Origin of the sequence: Dapis hubbardiae BLCC-M172 (assembly GCF_050016015.1) — a bacterium.
GTDB lineage: Bacteria > Cyanobacteriota > Cyanobacteriia > Cyanobacteriales > Microcoleaceae > Trichodesmium.
Map to the genome: position 1 here is coordinate 15,576 of NZ_JBNHEQ010000085.1, position 18,625 is coordinate 34,200.

General features: G+C 35.4%; 19 protein-coding genes and 1 pseudogene. 10 read left to right on the forward strand and 10 right to left on the reverse strand.

What is annotated here, in order from left to right; translation table 11 throughout:
• The first annotated feature begins 16 nt into the window (after window positions 1–16).
• From cysE to nifT, 5 genes are all read left to right on the forward strand, one after another.
• Complete coding sequence (gene cysE, locus ACP6PK_RS08370) at window positions 17–661, forward strand: serine O-acetyltransferase (RefSeq protein ID WP_426559244.1); 645 nt, start codon at window positions 17–19, stop codon at window positions 659–661.
• Entirely contained in the window at window positions 654–929 is a 276-nt protein-coding gene (locus tag ACP6PK_RS08375) for an Asr1405/Asl0597 family protein (RefSeq protein ID WP_426559217.1), read from the forward strand. The genes cysE and ACP6PK_RS08375 overlap by 8 nt, the downstream gene beginning before the upstream one ends.
• A gap of 238 nt (window positions 930–1,167) precedes the next feature.
• The gene (locus tag ACP6PK_RS08380) at window positions 1,168–1,395 is read left to right on the forward strand and encodes a DUF2949 domain-containing protein (RefSeq protein ID WP_426559218.1); all 228 of its coding nucleotides are present in this window, start codon (window positions 1,168–1,170) and stop codon (window positions 1,393–1,395) included.
• A gap of 520 nt (window positions 1,396–1,915) precedes the next feature.
• Entirely contained in the window at window positions 1,916–2,185 is a 270-nt protein-coding gene (locus ACP6PK_RS08385) for a nitrogen fixation protein NifZ (protein ID WP_426543461.1), read from the forward strand.
• A complete protein-coding gene (gene nifT, locus ACP6PK_RS08390; RefSeq protein WP_426559219.1) occupies window positions 2,185–2,385 on the forward strand; it encodes a putative nitrogen fixation protein NifT in 201 nt (66 codons plus the stop codon). The genes ACP6PK_RS08385 and nifT overlap by 1 nt, the downstream gene beginning before the upstream one ends.
• A 522-nt stretch (window positions 2,386–2,907) precedes the next feature.
• Here the strand turns inward: nifT and ACP6PK_RS08395 are convergent.
• The 4 genes from ACP6PK_RS08395 to bchB all read right to left on the reverse strand — a co-directional run bounded on the left by ACP6PK_RS08395 (window position 2,908) and on the right by bchB (window position 7,109).
• On the reverse strand, window positions 2,908–3,429 hold the full coding sequence (locus ACP6PK_RS08395; RefSeq protein ID WP_426559245.1) for a DUF2887 domain-containing protein: 522 nt from the start codon (window positions 3,427–3,429) through the stop codon (window positions 2,908–2,910).
• A gap of 122 nt (window positions 3,430–3,551) precedes the next feature.
• Window positions 3,552–3,713: a DUF2887 domain-containing protein gene (locus ACP6PK_RS08400; RefSeq protein WP_426559220.1), complete on the reverse strand. Its 162-nt coding sequence runs from the start codon at window positions 3,711–3,713 to the stop codon at window positions 3,552–3,554.
• Between the two features lie 200 nt (window positions 3,714–3,913).
• Entirely contained in the window at window positions 3,914–5,350 is a 1,437-nt protein-coding gene (locus tag ACP6PK_RS08405) for a hypothetical protein (protein WP_426559221.1), read from the reverse strand.
• A gap of 232 nt (window positions 5,351–5,582) precedes the next feature.
• Window positions 5,583–7,109 carry a ferredoxin:protochlorophyllide reductase (ATP-dependent) subunit B gene (bchB, locus tag ACP6PK_RS08410; protein WP_426559222.1) on the reverse strand — a complete coding sequence of 509 codons (1,527 nt, stop codon included), beginning with the start codon at window positions 7,107–7,109 and terminating at the stop codon, window positions 5,583–5,585.
• A gap of 229 nt (window positions 7,110–7,338) precedes the next feature.
• On the opposite strand from bchB, the gene ACP6PK_RS08415 reads away from it, so the two are divergent.
• Entirely contained in the window at window positions 7,339–7,485 is a 147-nt protein-coding gene (locus ACP6PK_RS08415) for a hypothetical protein (RefSeq protein ID WP_426559223.1), read from the forward strand.
• A gap of 226 nt (window positions 7,486–7,711) precedes the next feature.
• Entirely contained in the window at window positions 7,712–7,918 is a 207-nt protein-coding gene (locus tag ACP6PK_RS08420; RefSeq protein WP_426559224.1) for a hypothetical protein, read from the forward strand.
• 11 nt (window positions 7,919–7,929) lie between these two features.
• Here ACP6PK_RS08420 and ACP6PK_RS08425 read toward each other — a convergent pair whose 3' ends face one another.
• Complete coding sequence (locus tag ACP6PK_RS08425) at window positions 7,930–8,133, reverse strand: hypothetical protein (protein ID WP_094672929.1); 204 nt, start codon at window positions 8,131–8,133, stop codon at window positions 7,930–7,932.
• Window positions 8,134–8,520: 387 nt separating this feature from the next.
• Here ACP6PK_RS08425 and ACP6PK_RS08430 point away from each other — a divergent pair, with 387 nt between their 5' ends.
• Window positions 8,521–9,204 (forward strand): class I SAM-dependent methyltransferase, encoded by a 684-nt coding sequence (locus ACP6PK_RS08430; RefSeq protein WP_426559225.1) that lies wholly within the window; start codon window positions 8,521–8,523, stop codon window positions 9,202–9,204.
• 119 nt (window positions 9,205–9,323) lie between these two features.
• On the opposite strand, the gene ACP6PK_RS08435 is transcribed toward ACP6PK_RS08430, so the two are convergent.
• From ACP6PK_RS08435 to ACP6PK_RS08450, 4 genes and pseudogenes are all read right to left on the reverse strand, one after another.
• The gene (locus ACP6PK_RS08435; RefSeq protein WP_426559246.1) at window positions 9,324–10,703 is read right to left on the reverse strand and encodes an ATPase, T2SS/T4P/T4SS family; all 1,380 of its coding nucleotides are present in this window, start codon (window positions 10,701–10,703) and stop codon (window positions 9,324–9,326) included.
• Window positions 10,680–12,623 (reverse strand): annotated as a pseudogene (locus ACP6PK_RS08440) (VIT domain-containing protein); the annotation flags it as partial. The gene ACP6PK_RS08435 and the pseudogene ACP6PK_RS08440, both read right to left, overlap by 24 nt.
• A 145-nt stretch (window positions 12,624–12,768) precedes the next feature.
• On the reverse strand, window positions 12,769–13,392 hold the full coding sequence (locus tag ACP6PK_RS08445; protein ID WP_426559226.1) for a type I restriction endonuclease: 624 nt from the start codon (window positions 13,390–13,392) through the stop codon (window positions 12,769–12,771).
• Between the two features lie 425 nt (window positions 13,393–13,817).
• A complete protein-coding gene (locus ACP6PK_RS08450) occupies window positions 13,818–15,143 on the reverse strand; it encodes a hypothetical protein (RefSeq protein ID WP_426559227.1) in 1,326 nt (441 codons plus the stop codon).
• An 810-nt stretch (window positions 15,144–15,953) separates the two neighbouring features.
• Here ACP6PK_RS08450 and ACP6PK_RS08455 point away from each other — a divergent pair.
• Entirely contained in the window at window positions 15,954–16,163 is a 210-nt protein-coding gene (locus ACP6PK_RS08455) for a Uma2 family endonuclease (RefSeq protein ID WP_426559247.1), read from the forward strand.
• A 90-nt stretch (window positions 16,164–16,253) separates the two neighbouring features.
• The gene (locus tag ACP6PK_RS08460; RefSeq protein WP_426559228.1) at window positions 16,254–16,670 is read left to right on the forward strand and encodes a hypothetical protein; all 417 of its coding nucleotides are present in this window, start codon (window positions 16,254–16,256) and stop codon (window positions 16,668–16,670) included.
• 1,083 nt (window positions 16,671–17,753) lie between these two features.
• Here ACP6PK_RS08460 and ACP6PK_RS08465 read toward each other — a convergent pair.
• The gene (locus ACP6PK_RS08465; RefSeq protein ID WP_426559229.1) at window positions 17,754–18,533 is read right to left on the reverse strand and encodes a photosystem II S4 domain protein; all 780 of its coding nucleotides are present in this window, start codon (window positions 18,531–18,533) and stop codon (window positions 17,754–17,756) included.
• Between the last annotated feature and the right edge of the window lie 92 nt (window positions 18,534–18,625).

Here is an 18,625-nt window from a genome sequence, read left to right on the forward strand (position 1 = left end):
TCCTGAACTAAATACAATATTAACAGATTTTCAAGTAATTTTCGAGCGAGACCCAGCAGCACGCAACTGGATGGAAGTCTTATTTTGCTACCCTGGCTTGCACGCTTTATTACTACACCGTCTTGCTCATAAATTGTACCGTCAGAGAGTGCCTTTAATTCCACGTTTAATTTCCCATTTTGGCCGCTTTTTCACAGGAATAGAAATTCACCCAGGGGCAGAAATTGGACAAGGAGTATTTATCGATCATGGTATGGGAGTAGTTATTGGTGAAACAGCAATTATTGGAGACTACTCATTAATTTATCAGGGTGTCACTCTTGGTGGAACAGGAAAAGAAATTGGTAAACGCCATCCCACTATTGGCAAAAATGTTGTAGTTGGAGCTGGTGCAAAGGTACTAGGGAATATCAATATTGGTGATAATGTTCGCATCGGTGCTGGTTCAATTGTATTGCGTCATGTCCCTTCTGACTGCACCGTTGTCGGTATACCTGGTAGAGTCGTATCGAAATCTGGTGAAAGGACTGGAGTTCTCGAACATGGAAAATTACCAGATACCGAAGCTGCCGTAACTCGTGCTTTAGTTGACAGAATTGAGCAACTAGAACAACAATTGCAAACTCTTATGAGCGATACAAGGAAAAGCAACAATGTTTAGTAATCATAATTCTCACCCTCATCCCGAAGATTTGACTAAAATTGTGAATCTTTCTCAAATAGACCGTTGGTTTGTTCACCATCGCTTAAAAGAGCTAATGATTAAGAGTTGGTGTACTGACAATGGTGAGTTATTAGTAGAAGTCAAGAGTTGTACCGATGCTATTCTGCTCCAAAGCACTGTTAAGCAATTTATTGCTCCTCGGACAGAGTTAGTAGACTGGTTAGACAAATGCTGGAAAATGGAAGTTCCTAAATACAACCATTAATTTTAATGAACAATACTTATTGGTAATAGATACGGAATAATTAATAATTAATAATTAATAATTAAATAATTCAAGTTTAAAGCCTCCCCTTTGAATGAGGAAAAAAGAATTTTTTTTCTTTGATATTCAATCCTTTCTCTTTGAGGGAGAGGTAATTATTAATTGTTAGTTGATGAATTTCCAGATCTATTACCTGTATTTTAATACCTGTAGTTTAATTTTTTTAAGGATAATAATTATGGAAGGCGATCGCAAAACTACTCTATTTATTCATTTTTTGCAGGAAGAATTAGCCCTTTCCGCAGCAGCAATTTCTGTAGCACGGAAACATAGCGAAGCTTCTTGTGGTCCTCTACCAATGATTCTCTGGAAGTTTGGTATGATTTCTCTACACCAACTACAGCAAATTTTTGATTGGCTAGAGTCTTACAATAACAATAGTCTATGCTACGACCAACTCAATTAGTTAAAAGATAAATTATAAAATTTATCTAAATAAAAGTTACCTGATTAGTAATGTAGTGTTTAATAGAGGCAAATACTTAAATTTTGGTTTAAGTAGTTTAATCAAGAAATAAAAATATATGACTCTTATTCATTATATTCATTGATTGGTATTTATTGATTTGCTAGGGAAAGCATCTACAACTTATAAATATAGTTAAAATAATTCATAATTTCTATTTCTTTGAGATTTATCCTATTGATTAAGTGTAGTTTTAACAATCGTTATAAGTCCAGTTTTATGATATACACACCATGAATATTTGATTGATTTACAAATAACTACGACTTCTTTACTCAGCTATAATCGCTACTTTTTTGAAAATATAAATATGTAATACTTTAAAAAGTAGAGCATGACTTTCAGAAGTAAAAAAAATTACGACTATTTCTCCAGTAATACAGATAATATCTGTCTAAATTAAACATAATTTAACTGTAGAAAAAATACTAAACTTATCCAGTATTAGCGAGGCAACTAAATGAAAGTAGATGAACTTATCGAATTAGACGGACCCCCTGCATTTGAACTCGAACAAAAAGTCAGGGTTTGCAAAATCATTCGTAATGATGGTACTTTCCCTGGAAAAAATCGAGGTGATGTTCTTTTAGAGGGAGGAGAAGTCGGTTACATCTGCGGCATCGGTACCTTCTTACAAAAATTTTATATTTATTCCGTGCATTTCATCAAAAAAGGAATGATTATCGGTTGTCGTAAAAATGAAATTGAAATTGTGGAGGAAAATTATTAATGAAAGTAATGTTACGGAATAATCCAGCAGGAAACTTAGAAGTTTATGTTGCTAAAAAAGATTTAGAAGAAGAAGTTGTCTCACAAAAAATTGAGGGAGATAATAAAATTTTAACTTTAACAAATGGTTGGGAATTATCTATTCCTAAAGACCAACCAGAAAAGTTACCGATTACAATAGACGCTAAGAAATTAGACTAAAGGTTTCCTTTCCATAGTTACTCCTTATTGTGCAGCCACCAGATAAGATTTATATCTTGTTTGGTGGTTTTCTTTTGTGAGAGCAAGGATGGGGTCAGGTTTATTTAATTCAATTGTTATTATAATTATTAATTTTTGTTATATCAAGTCCGTTTAATATTATGTCTAGTATGTGTTTTTATTTTGATACTTTCCATGATTTCTCAATCTATTTCAAATCTGACTAAATTTCATTTTCAGGGAATCAATATCTGTTCCCCAAGGTGAAATAATGTATGATTCATATTCGCAGTTTTATGTAATGAATTTATCAATATCTTCATCTAAATTTTCATCTAATCCATCAATATCTTTCTCTAAGATATTTTCTTTAATCGTACTGTATTACGTCAAACTAAATTCCATAATATAAAATTATTATCAAAAATTCCTATAAAAAAAGGTGGGAAAACCCAGCCTCAAATTAACAACAATTATAGCAGTCGCTATTACTACTAATTATTAAACTTAGTCATCAGTTATCTAATTATTGTTAGCCGAATTAGCTATTGTTTGAACAACAGACAAAGGTAAATCTAAAGACTCAGCAATTACCTCTAAAGTCAATCCTAATTTGAGCATTCTAGTAACTGCTTCTTCTTTGGTTTGTTGTTCACCATCAGCAAAAGCATCTCGATAAAATCTGGTTTGTTTCAAATCACCTAAACTAAACATTGCTGCAATTTCCTCCCGACTTTTTTCTGGTAATTTATAAACTATTATCGTCTCTAATAATTCGATAATATTCTTTTGTTTGACTGCATCTGTTAATTGAACTTTAGATTTTTCAACTAACGACTTAGCCAGATCGACTGCGGTTTCTTCTGGTAGTAGAACCAGTTTAACAATTCCTACTCCTAATGAATCTGATTCTAACTCATCTAAATAAATTCGTTCGATTCTTTCTAAAGTCAAAATATCTCCAAATTTATGAGCTTCTTCTCTCTCAATACTACGAGTTGGATAGATAACTACTACCCTCCAAGGATGAGTAGGTCTATTCAGTTATCAGTTATCAGTTATCAGTTATCAGTCATTAGTTACCAGTTATTAGTTACCAGTTATTAGTTACCAGTTATTAGTTATCAGCACCTCTAGCTGAACCATAGGTAATTATCCATTATCCATTATCCATTAATAAATAATCCATCCATACGAAATGCTAATTGTTTGACTTCACGGGAAGTAAACTGATAATTCTTAGCTTCTGCTTTGTCAACACCAATTAATTCAAAAAAAACCTCTATAAATGTGATAAATAGTTCAGAGAAAATGCTGTCTATTTTCACTCTTTGCTACCTGTTTTTGACTATAAACAGTTAATAGCTTAATGCTTACTTATTTGAATCTAAAAGGTTTGGTAAATTGACAAATTCACAAATAATAACTCAATAATTTTTCCTTTTTTAATTCCTTTCACTAAAATAAAGTTAACTTCTTAAATATATGTTTTTTTTATTTATACTTGTCATGATTTTTCAATTATATTTCAAATCTGACTAAATTTGATTTTCAGGGAATCAATATCTGTTCCCCAAGGTGAAATAATGTATGATTCACATTCGCAGTCTCCAATGAATTTATCAATATCTTCATCTAAATGTTCCTCTAATCCATCAATATCTTTCTCTAAGATATTTTGTTGGAACTTATTACCTAAGAATAAGTATTTTATTTCGTGAATTTCTTCTAGCTTCTTCTTCAGTTTTTCTTTGATATAGCTTTTTAACATTTTTTTCGCATGAGTAACGAAAGTAGTATCAGGTATTTGCCATGTCAAGTTTGTAAAAGTTTCTTGACTTGAGATAATATTAATGCTAGTTTGCCGATCGCGATTTTTTAGTATTGCAGTTAAACTAATATATGTGTTAATCAAGATTCTAAATAGGTAAATTGGTTTTCGGTTATAAGTATCTTTAGCTTTGTCAATTTTTCTGAACCTTTCTCTTATGTAATTTAATGTCTCAATTAAAGTATCAGAGGTGATTCTCTGTAAAATATTAAATGTTATTTTTAAATTAGGAAATATAATACCATCAAATTCATATTTAGGAAATAAATCAGAATTGAAAAGCGTTATTAATATGCCATTACATTCTTTTAATAAATCTTCTCTATATTCAGCAGAAGATTGTTGTGAATACTTTAAAGATAAGTGATAGATACATAAGTATCCTAAAATTTTTGTAATAGGTATAACTATTTGAATATTAGTAAAAGACTGCGTTAAGTTGGGATATTCTATTTTTGTCACATTACAGAAAATATTTATCAAAAATAGAGATTCTTTTAGATGTATATTGTAAAATGATACTAAATCAATTTCACTTTCATTGAAGATACCTATTTTGTTAAAAGCAATATCATAGCGTTTATCCTCAATTAAATTTGATTTAGAAATTTCAATATATTCTCTACCTTCTGTATAAATTTCAATATATTCTCTACCCTCTATGAATATGCGGTTTTTTATTCCTACAATGCTCAAATTAATTTTGGAAAAAACATTGATATGGGACCCTATAGCACTCATAAATAGTATGGCAAATTCCCTTTTTTCTTTTCTATCAGTGAAATACCTAATCAAAGTATTACCTAGAAATATACTTGCTGTCGTTACTAAAACAGTTCCTAATTGAGAATTTAATATATTCTTAATTGCTTCAAAAAAGCTATTTATTTCATCAAAATTTATTGATATGATTTCAAATGGAAAATTTAATATATTCTTATATGTTTCAAAAAAGCTGTTTAGCTTATCAAGATTTACTGATATGATTTTAAAAATAAACATTAATAATATACAAGAGATACTAGAAATTACCATACCTAACAAATTTTTCTTAAACACAAAATACACTAAAACTATTAATCCTAAAAAAAAGCCAGTTAGTGCAGGGATAATATCTTGCAGTTGAGCGATCATAATCTTATCTATATTAAAAAATTTTAGTTTCTCTAGAAATCAGACTGTATTACGTCAAACCAAATTCCATGATATAAAATTATTATCAAAAATTCCCATAAAAAAAGGTGGGGAAAACCCACCCTAAAACTAACAAAAATTATAGCAGTCGCCATTATTATTAGAAAATTCTCAAACTTAGTCATCGCCAAAATTTAACTTCTGACTTCTGACTTCTAACTTCTGACTTCAACTAAGCACCAACAGCTTCTTTTGCAGCATACATAACTTCCAAAGAAATCTCACCAATACCACGTTCTCTCGCAAACTTTTCTGTATTTCGCTTCACCTTACCCCGGACAAAACCAGGCACTTTATTCAATTCTGCCTTTGCTTCTTTCGTCCAATTCAAATCAGAATCAGCAGAAATACCCTTAGTAATAACCTCTTTCGTATCGTGTCCGCCAAATATTTCTAAGAGATGATCTTCCATTCCCAAAGTAAAGGAATTATAAACCAAATCTGCTATTTGATTAGTTCCTTCATAACCCATAAACGGTTTATAACCAATAGGGAAATTCTGAATATGAATAGGTGCAGCAATAACACCACAAGGAATATTCAACCGCTTACCAACGTGACGCTCCATTTGCGTACCAAAAATTGCAGCAGGTTCCACACGAGCTATGGCATCCCCAATTTCTCCATTATCCTCACTAATTAAAACCTCATCACAATATTCACTCACCTCTTGCCGAAACCAGTCAGCATCATACTTACAATAAGTACCCGCCCAAACTACATGAATACCCATTTCCCGCGCCAAAATTTTTGTCATAGCAGCAGCATGAGTATTATCCCCAAACACCACCACTTTTTTACCTGTTAAATTTTGACAGTCAATGGAACGAGAAAACCAAGCTGCTTGAGAAACGTGCAAAGTTTGATTATCAATAAATTCCTCATAGTCAACATTAGCACCTTGAGCATTAACCACCTGCTGAATTTTCCGAATACAACGAGCAGTTTCCACCACACCCATTGGCGTAATATCAATATAAGGGGTGCCAAATTCTGACTCTAAATATTGAGCTGCCATTACCCCTAGTTCCCGATAAGGTACAAGGTTAAACCAAGCACGAGGTAAATTTTTTAAATTGTGAACTGACGCACCTTCGGGAATGACTTCGTTAACTTCAATACCTAAGTCTGTCATCAACCGTTTTAATTCGGTGCAGTCATGTTGGTTGTGGAAACCAAGGGTAGAAACGCCGATGATATTTACAGAAGGTTTCTCAGTTTTTCCTTCTGGAAGTTCTCCTTTCTTTTTCGCCTTCTCAATATAATATTTAACAATTTGCTCCAAAGTCCGATCTGCTGCTTGTAATTCATTGACACGATAATGGTTAACATCAGCCAACATTACATCACCTTTTGCATCTATCTGAGCGCGTTCCACAAAATTTTCTAAGTCTTCTTGCAAAATGCTGGAAGTGCAGGTGGGAGTCAGAACAATTAAATCTGGAGTTTCTTCCTTGTCTTTACGAACAATGTTATCTACTACCTTTTCTTGGGAACCCCGTGCCAATACATTACGATCAACTACACTGGCAGTTACAGGTGTATAATTTCTTTCTCTTTCTAACATGGAGCGCATGACATTGAAGTAGTCGTCACCAAGGGGAGCGTGCATAATAGCATGAACGTTTTTGAAAGAACTGGCAACGCGCAATGTGCCAATGTGAGCGGGACCTGCATACATCCAGTAGGCTAATTTCATATAATCTTCTCCGTTTTGTTGTTAACAATTATGAATTTGTTAGTTTGATTGTCTCAGGTTTTGGTGTCTTTTGCCCGTCAAATTTAGTCCGTGCTATGAATTTAACTTCTGACTTTTGACTTTTGACTTGTGACTTCAGTAATAGTTTGCCAGTAAAGCAATAAAATTTTGTTTTATTTAAGTATTCTTAATTTTTTAGTTAATTTGTGTGAATTAGGGACAGAAAAGGTTGACAATTATTGAATATGGGTATAAGAAGAAAGCGATCGCTAATTTTGAGTATGCGATCGCTCTCTACAAAGATAGGTTTTTGGCAATCATTAGGGTCAGACAAGGTAGACTTGGAGGGAAATTAAAACTTATAAAAATTGCCTAACTCCTAAAATTATTAAACAACTATGACAGATCAACAAAAATTACAAATTAGTTTGGCCTTAATTAGAATTAACACTGCTGTATTCTTTCTAGTTTGATCAATTGAAAAAATTATTTCTCCTACAGCAGCTCAAAGAATATTTCAGAAGTTTTATTTTTTAACTATTTCCAATTCTCTAGCAATAGGAATATGAATTATTCAAACCTTAATTATTATAATTTTTTTAATGGGATTATTTAAAACTTTTTCTTATGGAGCTATGTTGGGAATGCACCTAATTTCTGTACTTTCTACCTACAAACAATCATTAAATCCTTATGCACCAGGAAACCAATTATTTTGGGCTGCTGTACCTACACTTGCAGCGATGATTGGCTTATTTTTATTAAAAGATGAAGACCGATTATTTACATTAAAATATTATCTAAAATGAGCTTAATATTATTACTTTTGAGGTACCACTTGTACCTTTCCTCGGACTACAGAACGTAACAACCTGTCCACAGAACGACGCTCTTCTTCTGTGGTTGATTCATCTAGTATAGAAGCCATGAGGCCATAACAATCTGATTTGGTAAGACAAGAACTTTCAGCTACAGAAGCCATAATTTCATTGACTGCGCCAGGGAGTAAGTTAACTTGAAGCATAGGACAAACCTTGAACTCTATATTTTTATTTTCTCTTTTGTTTCGAGCTGTTGGAGTGACTCATAAAGTCTTGATTAGGTGAGAATGATAACTAAAGTAGAGTGAAGTAAATAGGTGGATTTTTGTGATGTCGATCGCTAGCTGAAGTTAAAAGTCAAAAGTCAAAAGTCAGAAGTGAAATTCTTACGCCTAAAACGATCAGGTTGTGCAGAGCGCAAAGTGTGGGGTAAGTAATATTATGTCCGGTTGAATGGGTTTGGAGACCAAACCCCTACACATATTTTAGTTATTCTTATTGGAAATGTCTCACTTCACTACCAAAAGGAAACTATATTTTTTACTTCACTGAGATAAAATTAAGACTGAAAAATTAGAACATAAAACATAATGTTTGAACAACAACCAGAAGCTATTCAACAAAAAGTCAAGAAGTTGGCAACTGAATCACAAAAAGCAGACCCCACTGCATGGTTTGATATTTTATACTCTGAAGCGGAAGGTGATGCTGGACAAATACCTTGGGCGCGTTTAACGACACATCCCTATCTACAAGAGTGGTTAGATATTTCTCAACCACAAGGAGAAGGACGTACTGCTTTAGTTATTGGGTGTGGCTTGGGTGATGATGCAGAAGGTCTAGCAAAGTTGGGTTTTCAAGTGACAGCTTTTGATATTTCTACAAAGGCGATCGCCTGGTGTCAGGAAAGATTTCCTAATTCTTCAGTAAACTATGTGGTTGCCGATCTGTTGGCCTTAAATTCTGAATGGCATCGTAAATTTGATTTAGTAATAGAGTCGCGAACTATTCAAGCTTTGCCAGTAGAGATGCGATCGCAAGTTATTAACTGTATTGCTCCTTTAGTAGCAAATAGAGGTACACTTTTGGTCATTACTCGCATACGGGACAATGATTCTGTACCTGATGGCCCTCCTTGGCCTTTATCGGAGAAAGAACTTGCTGAGTTTATTGAGTTAGGATTACAAGAAGTTCGGCGCAATTTATTCTTATCTGAAGCGGGTGAAAAGACGATCAAACAAGTTCGGATTGAATATTGTTGTTCTAGGGAGTAGGGAGTAGGGAGTAGGGAGTAGTTAGGAGACGCGGCAAATTAGAAGTAGGGACGTTCCATGGAACGTCCCTACAACGAATAGGCAAGATGCTTATTCTACAAAACTATAATCCTTGACTATTACGAACTAACTTTTATTGTAATTAAAATCTTGTTTGCTGCACCAGAAGGAACACGCCATTTAAGCAGCGATCGCTTAATTTCTGCTAATACTTTTTTATCCTTCAATGTAGAAGTTTTATCATCCAAAATTACTCGGAGTATGCGCTTACCTTTCACTTGCAATTCCAAAACTATTTCACAATTAATATTTGATGGTATATTCACATTTTGTAGATACTGTTGCAGATTTTTTTGCCCTGCTGCATCTAATCCGATAGTTTGGATAAGTTGCAATGGAGTATCAGTATCTATACTAGAACTATCTAAAATCTGCAAAACAATCTTTTCGCCATAACTACCAGGGAAACTATTTACTTGGAAGTGGATAGTACGTCCTTTAAAGACCTTACGCATACGACCACTTTGAGCCTGTTGTTTTTCTGCGATGTCTAGATGAGCAATAATTTTGAAGCGGGAAGTAATAGCAGGAGTTAATTTTTTGGGCAACCGATAATAGTTCCTTAAAACCCCATCTTTACCCATCCGAATTCTGATAAATTCTTTTTGAGGTTCTACATGAATATCAGATACTCCCTCAGTCAGTGCTTTAACTAAAATGACTTTAACAGTCTTAGTAATACGAGCATCTTTCGCAGCAGAGATGCTTTCTGCTATATCCTCATCTTCAGCATCTTCAATCCGCAAAACAATCTTTTCGCCATAACTACCAGGGAAACTATTTACTTGGAAGTGGATAGTACGTCCTTTAAAGACCTTACGCATACGACCACTTTGAGCCTGTTGTTTTTCTGCGATGTCTAGATGAGCAATAATTTTGAAGCGGGAAGTAATAGCAGGAGTTAATTTTTTGGGCAACCGATAATAGTTCCTTAAAACCCCATCTTTACCCATCCGAATTCTGACAAATTCTTTTTGAGGTTCTACGTGAATATCAGATACTCCCTCAGTCAGTGCTTTAATTAAAATGACGTTAACAGCCTTAATAATAGGAGATTCCTCCGCAGCAGAGATGCTTTGTGCTATATCCTCTACTACCAACTCATCCCATGCATCCTTCAGTTCTGCATTTTCAAAAAATAAATCGACTTCAGATATGCTTTGTGCTATATCCTCTAGTGCCAACTCATCCTCTGCATCCTTGAGTTCCGCTACATCCTTGAGTTCGGCACTTTTAAAACCGAAATCGTCTTCAGATATGCTTGATATGCTTTGTGCTATATCCTCTAGTGCCAACTCATCCTCTGCATCCTCCAGTTCTGCATTGTCAAAAAAACCCGAATGCAAGCTAAGGATATGATGCTTCTCAGCTTTTCTCTGATAGGAATAATTCACAGAAGACACACCCCTTGAACTACTACTACTTATTGGCGCACTCATCTTCATACTCCTACCACTTAGCGCATTTTCTGGCATCACCCCACGACCCGAAAAACCTGCTGCCATAGGTTGTGCAACTGCTGCACCAAAAATTCCCTCATAACTTACTCCCTCTGGCATTTCCACAGGAACTTCCATCGAAATACTCTTACTACCAGGTTCAACTCGCACCTCTTCACTAACTGCCACAAACGCCGTATATTCAGACAACAATTGATAACTCAAAGCAGTCTCCGTCACTTTATCTACCATCGACTTTTTCTCATAATCAAACATCTGATTCGTCAAATGCTTAATTTTTTGCCTTCCCCAAAGTTGAGCAACTGCCACATTCCCAGACTCAGCAAAATTAATTGGAAAACTCTGCTGATAAATTTCTCCACCCGCACCAATACCATTAACTTGTAACTCACCCGCTACAGCATCCTGTTTCCGACCAAATAAAACCAAAGGTTGTTCGGCAAATAAATCTGGTATTGCCACTGGATAAATTTCTGGCGCTTCACCCTTACCATTCCAGTTAATCTCAATTTGAGTCAATACAGGATTATTAATTTGCTGGAAAAACTTCTCTGCTACTTCCTCAGTCGGTTCATCCTGTCGTACCACTCTCGCAATACCCCGCCCAATTTCTGCTAAACGGTTAATCAAATAGCGGTTTACGGAACTACCGACACCAAAACTATAAAGTCGGTTGCCTGGTTTAAGTTTTTCTTGCAATTCCGCCAATATTGCTTTTTCATTACCGATATATCCATCAGTTAACATGACAATACTCCGCAGTCTTCCCGCAGATGGGGATGGAAAATTCAAAACTTTCTGAATACCATTGAGCATTCGAGTACCACCATTTGCATCTAATTGATTAATATAATTAATTGCAGTGGCAATATTTTTAGGTGTATTTGACAAAGGTTTCTCTGATAGTTTTGTGGCAGTATCTGAAAAGTCGATAATTGTGAAAGTATCGTTGGGGTTAAGTCCGTGAATAAAACGGCGCATTAATTATTGAGATTTGAGCAGGGGTTCTCCACTTTGCGAACCGGAAGTATCCATGAGGAAAACAACATCTTTGGGTACAATTTCATCGGTGCGATACTGTAATGCTGGAATTAGATAAAGAGCAAAATGTCCGCCTCGTTTATCTGCTTGAGTTAATACTGTTGCTTGGGTATTTTTGCCAGCAACTTGATAGCGGAGGATAAGGTCTTTATTGGGGATAGTATCTTCGTTCGCTAATTTGACTGTGACAATTTCTCCGTGTTCAGATTTCTGAATTTGATGAGATGTGGAACTAACCTGAAAAATTGGCATCCCGCTATCTATTTCTACTGTGACACCAATATCATGTCCCGAACGAGTCGCCGCAGGAACTATTGGTGGAGTAATTTTACTAGCATCAGGAACTTCGTCTGTATCACCACTGCCATCTATAGGGGTTCCGGGAATATAACGAGGTCCGACTACCATCGGAAACACAAATTCATAGTCGCCACCTTCAAATTTGAGGGAGTCTGTATAGCGAATAATCACATCTATTTGCTCCCCTGACTTAATATTAGCCAGAGATTGGGTGAAAATATTATCCCGCTGTTGTTCGAGTAATCCAGCAGTACGACCCTCTCGTTTAGCTTTTTGATAAATTTGTTTTGCCTCTTCCCGTTTTTTAATATTGCCTTTAATCAGGCGATCGCCAATTTTTATTTCCATTTCATCAACAGCAGCTTCGTCTGGTAGTGGGAAAACGTAAGTTGCTTCTAGGGGTTCGGTAAATGGATTCTCAAATTTTTGAGTTACTTCCACGCGGGATAGGTTGCCTGCTATTTTGGCTTTAACTTCAGTGTGTTTCAGAGGAAAAGTTAGTTTTTCCTCTGAGGATAAAACGTATAATCCTGCGATAGTTGGTGTATTTGTAGACATAAGTTTGTATGCTCCTCAAGAAATTAATTAGTTTTGTCATACATTAATTTCTCTTGTAGCGTACTAATTTAGGAATTGTCTGTTAAGAATTGTGTATGATTATGGTTAGCTGTAAGCATTCAGCTATTAGGAAGCTAAATCATAATCAACTCAAAATCCCCCTTTTCAACCCCTTTAAAATAGCCAAAACTGTCACTAAATCATCCCCTCGTCTTAAGCTAAACTCATCAGACAAAGCATACTCAAACTGTTCCCCCTTTAACAATTTTAAAAATATAAAATTACTGCCATTAGTCACCAGTCCAAACAAAGACTTATCTGTGTGAGAACTTCCCAACATATAAGCTAAACATTGAGGAATACCCACCTCCAAAGAAAACCCCGATCGCTTAGACTCAATAACCAAAACCCAGAAGCCATCTTGTAACACCAAAACATCAATTCTACCCCGAATAATTAACTCTTTATCTCTCTCTTCAATCTGTATAGAACTCTCTGCAGTGGTATAAAAAGGAGGTAGATAAAACCCCGCTAAATCTAACAAAGGGGATACCACCACCATTTTAACCATATCTTCTACCATTGGTCGCATTGCTAAATTAAAATAATTCTCTTTAACCCGATGTAATTGTTGTTTTTCCCCTTCATTAATTTCTGGTAAATTATCTTGCCATTCCCTAAAAAAAGCAGAATTTTCACTCAATTTTAAATTAAATTTATCTATCAAATCATAAAGCGTAACCTTTTCTGCTTGTATTGTTTCTGTCATAATTAAACCGTTATACTAAACTGACCGTTTGGGATACCGCGAGACTTCCCGCCCAAGAATTGAATTATAACAGAAAAACTATGCACTTAATTCAAAGTTTCAACTGTTTAATTTCCCAAAGGGTTTGATTTCCTCCAAAAAAAACTTGAATTTTCCTCAACCCAACCTGACAATACTTATAGCGGTTTTCATATGAATAAACCACAATGATACTAACTCCTAATTCCGTAGGGACGTTGCATGCAACGTCCCTACCTCCTGACTCCTAACTCCTGAGTCCTAACAATGAATTTAGTGGTCTACTCAACTGAAAAGCGCTGTAATATCAAAAAAAATAGGTAGACGATTTCCAAATATCCCCTACCTAATACAGCAAAAAACTTCATCCGTGCATCCGCAACAAAATCCCTATTTGCCATTCCAACTTACAAACTATTCTGTTTATTCTTAGCAAATTTCAATAATTCTTGAGCTTCTTCATAATAAGTCGTTCCTGGTTGAACATTCTCTAACTGATTAATAATTTCCTGTAACTTACTAGCAAGTAAACCTCGATCGGAATTATCAACAACATATTTTTGCCAATCTGCAATTAAATCTTTACCTCGCTTAAAAGCTGTTCCTGACTCCTTTTCTGCTTGTAAACGCATTTTAGCTTCGGTTAGTTTTACCTGATATTCTGCCAATTTAGTTTGTGCTGCTACATAACTTGGGTTATCTACAGAAATTTTCTGTAATTGGCTAATTGCTTGTTCCCATAAATTGACTGCTAGTTGCAATTTTTGTTCTGGATAGGGTTCATTTTCAGAAATTTTTCCTGCTTGTAAAACAAATTGTCTCGCTGCTTCAATTATTACATCACTGCGTTTACTACCATTAGCTAAACCCACCTCTGTTTGAAAATCTCGCTTAGTTGATGCTAATTGTGGTTTTGCCATTTTTGCAGCAACAGTAGTAGGTGGAATTTGTGCTAACTTATCTATTCCCATTTGCCAGTTAGCGATCGCTTCATTTTTTTCTGTTGAAGTTGCAGCTTCCAGATATTGTTGTTTAGCTGTGGCAATTGTTTGTTCCGCGTCCGTTAATAATGTTTGAGCATTTTTTTCTTGAAATATCTTCGCCTCCATTCGTCCTACCTGTTTTCTCGCTGTTTCAAATTCATCTAATGTAAATTTCCAAGAACAACTAAAAAGGGTACAATATCTTTGAGGATAATAACCTAAAAACCAAACTGGCAATTCATCCAGATGTTTTTGCGCCAAAACAACTTTTTCAGCACCAAAATTAATATCTGCACTAGAAGTTGCTTTATTAATTAATTGGTCTGCTTGTTCAACATTAGCGATCGCCTCTCGATAGTTATAATCCATATTTATATAACTAGGTAGTAAAATTATCGGTGCTATTCTAGACACAGGTTTACGAATCATTGGATAGGGTAAATTTGCCACCCAAACTATCCCTACCATTCCCACTAATGCAGCAGGTATCCAAGCAATTTTACTCAAAATTCCAGATGGTTTATTTGCTTTAGCTGCTTTCTCAATAACTGTCTCACTAAAATTAGGAAATTGGTCTTTTACCAAATAACTTAACTCTTCTTCTTTTAGTGGTTCTCCTGATTGGAAAGTTAACTTATCCAATCTTTTCATTACTATACTTTTTCCCACTTCCCCAACCAAATCTTCTTTAGCACATTTGTCAACTTCTACCTTTAATATTTTATAGGCTCCGTCATATAAACGTGGCATATTTTTACCTCTATATTTATTATTTATATTATACTCGGATAATCAGTGGAGCAATACATATAAAACGGTGAAATGGTTTGTTATGACGGATTTTCAAACAATTCTGATAGCTGAAATTTTCACCCTCTAATGCACCCTAAAACAATAAACTTTTTAGCTATCTCAGTCCAGTAGATTGCCTTAAGGTACAACTCAACAGATATAACATATTGTTGGGTTTCCTTTGTCAACCCAACCTACAAAGTTTCAATACTTTTTTATTATTGTCAGCATTTAAGAGAATATGATTTATCAGGAAATAACTAGGTTTAAATCATGTTTTTTTAGTAATAAATTAATTACGAATTCACTCGAATATATACCTAATTACTGCCCAATCTAAAAACCAACTAATTACCTCTCAAAAATATCTGGAATGGCAGGAAAAACAACCGATTAAATATGAATATATGAACGGTAAAGTTTTTGCCATAACTGAGGGAACTATTCCTCATAATTACATTGCGGTTAATTTAATTACGGTCTTAAAAAATCACCTGTGGGGTAAAGTGAAATATCAATGGCAGATGCTAAATTTGGAGTTTCTCAAGTCTGACCTTTTTATTATCCTGATGTAATAGTTATATCATGTCCGGATAATGAGTGATAGAACTCCGTTCTGCTGACCTGTTTCATGTCGCGTTTGCGTTAGCATGACCTAGGAAAGCGAAACAAAAAATTTTTGTTTGTAGTATTGCTCTAGCCCTAAATTATAGATATTGCTCAAGCCCTACTACAAGCTTTAATTATAACTATTCAACCAGACATGATATTACTTGCAAGGAACAAGATAGAGGTGCAAGTAAAATTATTTATTATCCTTGCTTAATTGCTGAAGTTTTGTCTCCAGGTACTGAAGCAATTGAACGCGGTAAAAAGTTTCAAAATTATCGTCGTATTTCTACTTTGAAAAAATATATTTTGATTAATGCACAACAGATGATAGTTGAATGTTTTCGACTTAATCAAAATGGCATTTGAGAACTTTATAATTACGGAGAAAAAGATGAGGTAAATTTTACTTCTGTAGAGCTAACTTTTCCGATTAAAATACTTTATGAAGATGTGGTTTTGGAGGAACACTCCAGTAGCTTGGGTGAAGCGACAGCGCCACCCAACAGATACTTATGGTTTTCACCTAACAAGTGGGAAATATCTATTGTTGTTGGGTTTCGTTACCTCAACCCAACCTACATTCTGACTAATTACGGAGAAAAAGATGAGGTAAATTTTACTTCTGTAGAGCTAACTTTTCCGATTAAAATACTTTATGAAGATGTGGTTTTGGAGGAACACTCCAGTAGCTTGGGTGAAGCGACAGCGCCACCCAACAGATACTTATGGTTTTCACCTAACAAGTGGGAAATATCTATTGTTGTTGGGTTTCGTTACCTCAACCCAACCTACCAGCGCGTCCAGACTAAAATTGTGGGTAAAACCTCTCCCCTCTCCTTGCAGGAGAGGGGTTGGGGGAGAGGTCTTCATTGACTCAAATTTACCCACATTTTAAAGCTAGACGAGGTACTACATTCTGACCACCTAGTGTGATAATCCAATACACCTATCTATGCAAATCTATGATTTGCTCTAGTTGGAGTCGGGCTGGACGGAATTGTCACAACGATTACATTCATAATTCGCTAAGAAACGAGCGTATGCGCTGCCAGCACAGACACTCGACAGCTCCTCGATGGACAGCTCCTTGAGGGTGTTGGCCGATACTTGGACATTTGCGATTTGGTTTTTATTAGTTTTGGAATTGTCTAGAGATTTTTTCATTGTTTTTTGTTAGTTTTGTATAAGTTGGTTAATTTTAGTTAAGAACATGGTTATAGAGGGTTTGTTTGACATCTCCAGGGGTTGAAACACCCTGGATTCTGTGGGAAATCCACCGCAAATGGGACGGGGCGAATAAATGTGCGGAATTTACTTCCGCACGCAGCCCCTCATAAATCCGCATTTGCTTCAAGCCTGTCAACAGACAACGTGGAATTCCTCAACCTCGGTTCCGGAATTAGCGGTTTTCTCCTGCCTATTTCAGGGAATCTGCGTAACATAGGACGTGGAGCCAAAACCCTGCCCTGTTCATCTATTTCTGGTCTTACGGTGGCTCTACTCCACAGACTAACACTACTAGCCTAGCAATTTTACTTAATTATAACACACTATTGCAAAATTGATTGGTTTTCCAATTGCGTCGCTCCCTTCCAGGATAGCGCGGGTCAAGGGCTAACGTTGAGATAAAAGATTTTATTTGCACCTTGTAGAATGACAACATTAGTTCAACGTCCGCGGCGAGGGGGCTGAGAAAGTAATTATATTGGTTTACTCAGTGATTACTCTCCGTGCCAATCTTTCCGAGTCAAATTATGAGATTGCTTCGGCTGAAAATCTGCTTTTCCCAGAAGGTTAATTTATTCTATTATCGCCTCGCAATGACAACATTAGACAGTTGAATAATTTTTGATTTTCCTGCATTGTAATGGTGAATATATATATTTTTTAATTTCTTCCCATACTTCCCATACTTCCCACACTTTCTCTACCATTACTATGCACCACCACCTAATTTTAAACATACCTTGTCAAATTCACCCGATAACGTTCCTTTTTCGTAATAGCAACCTCCCCTATTTCTAACCTCCCTTTGCCTCGAATTGCAATTAAATCTCCCGACTTAACTTGATAACTTGCCTGACTAATTTCTTTCCAATTAACTCTTACATCTCCCCCATCAATTAAACTCACCATTTTACTCCGAGACATTCCAAAACCAGCCGAAGCAACAGCATCTAATCTCATAGAAGCTTCCACAGTTGTTAACTCTTTCTTTTTCGGTTCTCTTATTCTTAAATCACTTAATTCTATAGGTTTAACTTTAACAGGAACAGACCGAACTTGTTGGAAATTCATCTCTAAAAATTCCACCAATTCAGGAACAACAATTGCCTGGGCACCACGTTCTCCCAAAACAATAATATCCCCTGTTTTTTCTCTAACAATTCCTGTACCTAACATCGAACCAAGAAAGTCTCGGTGAGTAGCAGTATCAAACAGAAAATTCCCCTCAATATTAATAGCCTTTAATTCCACACTCGAAGTATCAATAGGCAAATCCGAACGAGCGATCGCCAACCTTTTTCGTTCAGCTTGAGGATAACCACCCCATGCAACTATTTCCACTTCAGTTAACCTTTGAAAAATTCTTTCTGCCTCAAATATTTCTGGTGGAGATAAAAAATCACTATAAGTAATTTCCCAAGTTTTAATAGCTTGTTCAGCTAAGTCTATTATTCGGGTAATAGTTTCCCGATTTTCGATTCCTTTAAGTAGTTCTTCTTTTGGTAACATAATTATTAATAAGGTAAGCAGTTAAAGTATAAATCTAATATTGTCATTGCGAGGCGAATACTAACAAATTAACCTCCAGGAGAAACCCAGAA

Bases quoted from the DNA above. Each gene is read 5' to 3' on its own strand.
- ACP6PK_RS08375 (WP_426559217.1), top strand. From the start codon at position 654: ATGTTTAGTAATCATAATTCTCACCCTCATCCCGAAGATTTGACTAAA.
- ACP6PK_RS08380 (WP_426559218.1), top strand. From the start codon at position 1,168: ATGGAAGGCGATCGCAAAACTACTCTATTTATTCATTTTTTGCAGGAA.
- ACP6PK_RS08385 (WP_426543461.1), top strand. From the start codon at position 1,916: ATGAAAGTAGATGAACTTATCGAATTAGACGGACCCCCTGCATTTGAA.
- nifT (WP_426559219.1), top strand. From the start codon at position 2,185: ATGAAAGTAATGTTACGGAATAATCCAGCAGGAAACTTAGAAGTTTAT.
- ACP6PK_RS08405 (WP_426559221.1), bottom strand. From the start codon at position 5,350: ATGATCGCTCAACTGCAAGATATTATCCCTGCACTAACTGGCTTTTTT.
- bchB (WP_426559222.1), bottom strand. From the start codon at position 7,109: ATGAAATTAGCCTACTGGATGTATGCAGGTCCCGCTCACATTGGCACA.
- ACP6PK_RS08420 (WP_426559224.1), top strand. From the start codon at position 7,712: ATGGGATTATTTAAAACTTTTTCTTATGGAGCTATGTTGGGAATGCAC.
- ACP6PK_RS08425 (WP_094672929.1), bottom strand. From the start codon at position 8,133: ATGCTTCAAGTTAACTTACTCCCTGGCGCAGTCAATGAAATTATGGCT.
- ACP6PK_RS08430 (WP_426559225.1), top strand. From the start codon at position 8,521: ATGTTTGAACAACAACCAGAAGCTATTCAACAAAAAGTCAAGAAGTTG.
- ACP6PK_RS08435 (WP_426559246.1), bottom strand. From the start codon at position 10,703: ATGAGTGCGCCAATAAGTAGTAGTAGTTCAAGGGGTGTGTCTTCTGTG.
- ACP6PK_RS08445 (WP_426559226.1), bottom strand. From the start codon at position 13,392: ATGACAGAAACAATACAAGCAGAAAAGGTTACGCTTTATGATTTGATA.
- ACP6PK_RS08450 (WP_426559227.1), bottom strand. From the start codon at position 15,143: ATGCCACGTTTATATGACGGAGCCTATAAAATATTAAAGGTAGAAGTT.
- ACP6PK_RS08465 (WP_426559229.1), bottom strand. From the start codon at position 18,533: ATGTTACCAAAAGAAGAACTACTTAAAGGAATCGAAAATCGGGAAACT.